The 4,452-nt window shown below is 73.1% G+C and carries 3 protein-coding genes and 1 pseudogene; 1 reads left to right on the top strand and 3 read right to left on the bottom strand.

Annotated features, from left to right (window positions below):
• Nucleotides 1–604, top strand: a pseudogene (locus VN520_RS08710) (MarR family transcriptional regulator); the annotation flags it as partial.
• Between the two features lie 191 nt (nt 605–795).
• On the opposite strand, the gene VN520_RS08705 reads toward VN520_RS08710, so the two are convergent.
• The 3 genes from VN520_RS08705 to VN520_RS08695 form a co-directional block, all read right to left on the bottom strand.
• Nucleotides 796–1,551, bottom strand: a complete 756-nt coding sequence (locus VN520_RS08705; protein ID WP_325746278.1) for a hypothetical protein — start codon at nt 1,549–1,551, stop codon at nt 796–798.
• Entirely contained in the window at nt 1,548–2,774 is a 1,227-nt protein-coding gene (locus VN520_RS08700; RefSeq protein WP_325746277.1) for a 2-isopropylmalate synthase, read from the bottom strand. Before VN520_RS08700 ends, VN520_RS08705 begins: the two co-directional genes overlap by 4 nt.
• A gap of 409 nt (nt 2,775–3,183) precedes the next feature.
• The gene (locus VN520_RS08695; RefSeq protein ID WP_325746276.1) at nt 3,184–4,266 is read right to left on the bottom strand and encodes a tyrosine-protein phosphatase; all 1,083 of its coding nucleotides are present in this window, start codon (nt 4,264–4,266) and stop codon (nt 3,184–3,186) included.
• Between the last annotated feature and the right edge of the window lie 186 nt (nt 4,267–4,452).

Here is a 4,452-nt window from a genome sequence, read left to right as displayed (position 1 = left end):
GCCGGTGCTCCCGGCAGTCACCGCAGAAACCCCCGCGCCGGTGTCCCCGGGGCCCGTCGCTCCTCCCCCGCCCGCCGTCCCTCCCGCAGCTGCCGTGCCCGCCGTACCACCGCAGCGGCCCCCGGCCCCCGCCGGGCCCTCCCCCGCCTACCTCGCGCTGGCACAGCTCGGGCGCGCGGACTCCCGGCTGGCCCTGTCCGCCGCCGACTGCACGGCCCTGGAGGCCCTGGCCGCCAAGTGGTTCGTACGCGGCGTGGACGCCGACTACCTCACGCAGGCCCTCACCGCCGGGCTCCCGCCGGGGGTCGGCTCCCCGGTCGGCTTCGTACGCCGCCGCCTCATCGACAAGATCCCGGCGCACGTCCCCGCCACCCCCGCACCGCCCGCACCGCCCGCACCGGGCGCGCCCGTGCACCGCGTGATGCTGGAATGCACCAAGTGCGGCGCCCCGGGCCGCCCGGAAGCCCTCCCCGACGGCCTCTGCCGCCCGTGCCGGGCACCCGGGCAGGGCGAGGCCGCCCCCGGGGCTCCTGCGGGCCGGCCCAGCGAGGAGGAGGTCCGTACGCTCGCCGCCGGACTCAGGGACCTGCTCAAGTGCCCCTGACGGCCTCCACGGATCGCAGGATGCGGGCTCATCCGAGCAGGGGTGCCCGGCGTGCGGAAGAAGTGGTTCCTCCTGCGGGCGCCCTCGACGGCAACGCGCGAGCGCACGACGGTGCACGCCACCCGGCCGGGAACACCTCCGGCCGGGTGGGCGGGGCCGTCCTCGCCGTCGAGGGGCACGCAGGCAGGCCCTCAGGCGGACGCGTCACCCGCAGTGCTGCCGGCGTCGTGGAGCCCTGCCGCCTCCGCACCACGCGCTTGCAGGTGCCGGAGGTAGTCGCCGGGGTCGGCGTGGCCCCGGTCCTGGGCTCCGTGCCGGTGGAGCTCCAGACGGCCGTCGAGGTGCAGGCGGACCGTGGTCGTGGCCTGCCGCTCCGTGCCGGCCGTCACCGTGTCCGGATCTCCCTGTCCCTGTCCCTGTTCCGGTACGGACAGGACGGGGACGGTGGCGGGGAACATGGCCAGGGCGTCCGCAGTGGTGGCGGCGGGCGGATGGCCGGTGCGGTTGGCGCTGCTGACGTACAGGAGCGGCAGCTGGTCCAGCAGGGGCCTCAGGGGCTGCCAGCGGGCCCCGAACAGCAGCATCCAGCCGTCCTTGACCGCTGGAGCCGCCCAGGCCGGCATGTCGCCGCTGTCCCGCACCGGCACCAGGACGGTGAGGTGTTCCCGCGTCAGCAGCCACCGGGCGATCGCCCTCTGCCCGGGTCCCAGTCCCCAGATCCGGTCGAGGTCGCGCAGCGTGTCGGGATGGTGGGCCCACAGGGCGACCGGCTGGCCGCCGGGGCGGCCCTTGGCCTCGTTCACGGCCCGTGCCCGGCGTCCGGTGACGACGTGGGTGAGCGGCGCCGGGTTGGGGAGGACCACGGCCGCCCCGTCACGCAGAGCCTCTCCGGCCTGCGCGAGCGACACCGGGGCGCGATCGGAGCGCTCCACCGGTACGCCCGTCATGCGCTGATCCGGTCGGTGTGGACGAGACCGTCGAGGTAGTCGGCGAACGCGGCCTCCTCGACGACGGCCCTGCCGGTGCGGAAGGCACGCTTCTTGACCCAGTTCATCGCCGCGCGGGTCTGTTCCTTGTCGAGGCCGTGACCGAGTCGGGTGGCGACGGCGGTGATGACGCGGGCGCTGGCCAGCTGTGTCAGCAAGACCTTCGGCTGGATGCCCAGCACCTGGGTCGGGTCGTAGGGCTGGAAGAGCTGCGGGTGGACGAACGGCGTGCCGGTGGAGATGGTGCCCACTCCCGTGCCGACGATCGGGGTGGTGACGCTCAGCGGGACCTCGGTCTCCTGGGCCACCATCTGCGCGATCGTGGGGAGCCGGGTCAGGTCGGGGGCGGTCCACCAGGGCGTCGCGTCGGTGTTCAGGAGTTCCTCGGCGTGACGGGCGAGGAGGAACAGCAGCTGCTCGGTGGCGACGATGCCGGCCCGCTCCGCGATGCCGAGCCACGAGCTGGACACCACTCGCACGCCGGCGGCCAGTGCCTGAAGCGTGTTGTTCAGCCCGAGCCCGAGGTCGTTGTGCAGGTGGGTGGCGAGGACCACGTCCTCGTCGGTTCCGGCCTGCACCGCGTCGAACATGTCGCGGCAAGCACCCGGCAGTTGGGCGCCGACCGTGTCGGCCAGCACCACCAGACCGGCACCGGCACCGGTCATGGCCTGCGCGTAGTGGCTCATGAGGGAGGTGTCGGCACGGGAGGCGTCCGCCAGGCAGATGTCCACCGCGACCGTGTCGTCCAGGTCACGGGCCAGCTTGGCGAGGTCGACCCCGCCCTGGAGAGCCTGTTCGGCCGTCTTGTGGACCATCACCTGTGACATCGCCTCGGACGCCGGGACCACCACCATCACGCGGGCGTTGCGGCTGCCCCGCACCGAGGCGACGGCCTGCTCGACGTCCCTGAGGGCGCCCCGGCACACCGCGGCCACACTGACCGATTCCTCGGCCTCGGCCGCGACCTGGCGTACGGCCTCGAATTCCTCGTCGCACACGGCGGGGAAGCCCGCGGCGAACACCACGTGCCGCGGCCCGTCCGCTCCGAACACACGCCCGGTCTCGTGGGCCAGCCTTACCCGGAACTCCGGAGTCATGAGCGTCTTGGCCTGGGCGCCGTCGCGGGCGGACTCCTCCCAGATCACCACTCGGCCGGACTGAGCCGACTGCCGCACTACATCCATCGAAACCTCCTGGGCCGAACTCGTCATGCCCAGAGATGATCATGGCTTGGTTACGAGCGTAAAGATTTTGTGGTTACGGGAGCGTGAAGATCGTGACGAGATACCCGACGACACACCGCAGTTGGGTAATCCGCTGGTCAAGGGGGTCGGTGGTTCGCTGTGACGGTCATGGACCCCGAGTCCGCCGAGCCCGCCGAGGCCGAGCGCGTGGAGCGGGGACATGGCCGGATCTCGCCGCATCGGAGGACTTCGTACAGCCGAACGGCGGGCCGCCGCCGGGCTCACCCCGGCGACCGCACCCGCCCTCGCACCATCACCACCGCCACCGCTCCGGGCCGCAGGTCCTTGACGGGGCGACGGCCGGGCTCCCGGACCGGACCGCCCTCGCCCCCGGCCACCGGGGAAGGTCTCAGCCCACCAGCAGGTCGCGCTTCAGGTCACGGATGTCCTCGGCGTCCAGACCGAGCGCCTTCTTCTCGTACGCGCCGAACGAGCCGAACTCCTCCCCGACCTCGTCGAAACCGGAGTTGAGGTACTCGGCGCGCACGTCCAGCAGCGGCTTGTACACCGCGGCCTGCCCGGCCGGCATCGCGGCGAGAGCTGCGGCGTTGGCCTCGGCGCGGTAGTCGTTGGAGGCGAGGTAGTCCGCCATGACCGTGGAGCGCGGGACACCGAGCGCCGTGAGCAGCGCCGCGTTCGCCCAGCCCGTACGGTCCTTGCCGGCCGTGCAGTGGAAGACGACGGCGCGTGCGGAATCGTCCGCGATCCCACCGAAGACCGTGCGGTAGGCGGCCCTGGCGGTGTCGCCGCTGACCATGAACTTCTCGCCCTCGACCATCATCGCCGCGCCCTCCTCCGGGGTCGTCGGCATCTCGGTGAAGGCCGGCGAACCCGCCAGCACGTCGGCCACCACCTGCGTGGCACCTGCCGGGAGGCGGTCGGGTGCGGCCGAGCGCTCGGACTCCGTGCGCAGGTCCTGGACCGTACGGACCGACAGCCGCCGCAGCTTCGCCAGATCGGCGGTGGTCAGCTTGTCCAGGGCGTCGGAGCGGTAGATCTCACCCATCTTCACCCAGTGTCCGTCAGCGGTGCGGTAACCGCCCGCGTCACGGAAGTTGACGGCCCCTTCGAGGGCGACGAGCCGGTCGGCGAGGTGCAGCGAGCCCCCGCGCTCGGGCACCAGGTCGAACCACTGCCGGTCGGCTGCGGGCAGCCCCCGCACGGTGACCTTGCCGGTCGCGCCACCGGAGGCCACCGTGCGCCCGTTCGCCTTGATGGCGACGCGGCGTACGCCGGGCGCCTTCCACTCCACCGTGTACGAGCCGTCGTCCGAGGCGGTGACCTCGGCCTGTGTGAACGGAATGCGCGGGTGCGACTCCCGGGAGGCGGGGGCCGGAGCGCCGTGTGCCGAGACGGCGGGCGCGGCGATCCCTACGAGGAGCGCGGCGGCCAGGACGCAGGAGGAGGCCTTCGCACGAGTCATGTGTGTCATGGGGTGATCGTCGAAGGACCCGGCCAGTGATGCCGTAAGGGCTGGTGAACACCGCCGGAAAGCGAGCTGAACACCGGCTTCGGCAGCGTGACGGCCGTTGCGGCGAGGCGTGGCCCGGGGGGGGGCGCCCTCCTCGGCACCACCGCGCCGGGGACACCACGGGGGCCGGGGACACCACGGGGGCCG

The organism is Streptomyces sp., from assembly GCF_035563135.1.
In the GTDB taxonomy this organism is placed as follows: domain Bacteria; phylum Actinomycetota; class Actinomycetes; order Streptomycetales; family Streptomycetaceae; genus Streptomyces.
This window is presented reverse-complemented; position numbering and strand designations above follow the sequence as displayed.